The organism is Zafaria sp. Z1313 (assembly GCF_050563205.1).
GTDB lineage: Bacteria > Actinomycetota > Actinomycetes > Actinomycetales > Micrococcaceae > JAZDCJ01.
Window position 1 is genome coordinate 1 of sequence record NZ_JBNWUK010000057.1, and the last position, 959, is coordinate 959.

Consider the following 959-nt stretch of genomic DNA (forward strand, 5'->3'; position numbering starts at 1 on the left):
TCTGCCATGAGGCCCGTCCTTTCAAAGGGGTGAAACCACAGGTCACACCCCAGTTAGAGACCGGACCCTTACACACTCTATGAAACACCCTCTGCCCTTCACCGCATGGTCGGGAGCATGGGCAGAGTCGGATCGAGCGGGGACAACGCCGCCATGGAAAGCTTCTTCGCGCTGCTCCAGAAGAACGTCCTCGACCGCCGCTCCTGGACCACTCGCGAGCAGCTGCGCATCGCGATCGTCACCTGGATCGAGCGGACCTATCACCGGCGACGCCGTCAGGCACGCCTGGGTCGTTTGACGCCCATCGAGTTCGAGACCATCATGAACACGACCGTCGCACTGGCGGCGTGACTAGAACCTGTCACCTAACCGTGCAGCAGTCCCCTTCCATACGCCGCGATATTGATTTTCTGACAGTACGTCGTTCTCAACTAGGCGTTGAAAAACTGGCTCTCCCTCGGGATTGAAGGCAGATAGTACTTCCACATCATCGAGGGCGGGGGGGACTGTGGAAATAACGGTGTATCCGGCTCGACACGCCGGGCGGTAAGCCTGGCGGGGAGGAGCCCGATATGGCCGCAACACTTGAGGCTGTGCCGAGTACGAAAACCGCTGAAAAGAAGACAGAAGTATCCGAGGGCGACGCTGCGCGCGAGCTGGTCAGAATGGCGAAGGAACAGGGCCTGTCCCTGACCGGGCCGGACGGTCTGCTCAAGCAGCTGACCAAGACCGTGATCGAGACCGCGCTCGATGAGGAAATGACCGAGCATCTCGGATATGAAAAGCACGATACGGCAGGGAAGCAGACCGCGAATTCCCGCAACGGCGTGCGCCCAAAAACGGTGCTGACGGAGACCACGGGCCCGGTGGAGGTGGACGTGCCGCGGGACCGGGAAGGGACCTTCTCACCGGTCATCGTCAAGAAGCGTCAGCGCCGCCTGACCGGTGTCGATGAGATG

General features: G+C 60.8%; 1 protein-coding gene and 1 pseudogene. Both read left to right on the forward strand.

All coding sequences use genetic code 11. The annotated features are described in order from the left end of the window. Positions 1-99: 99 nt before the first annotated feature. A pseudogene (locus ACQ3I4_RS16720) lies at positions 100-351 on the forward strand (integrase core domain-containing protein); the annotation flags it as partial. Positions 352-572: 221 nt separating this feature from the next. Further along, on the forward strand, positions 573-959 hold a 387-nt coding region (locus ACQ3I4_RS16725; protein WP_430633347.1), incomplete at its 3' end, for a transposase.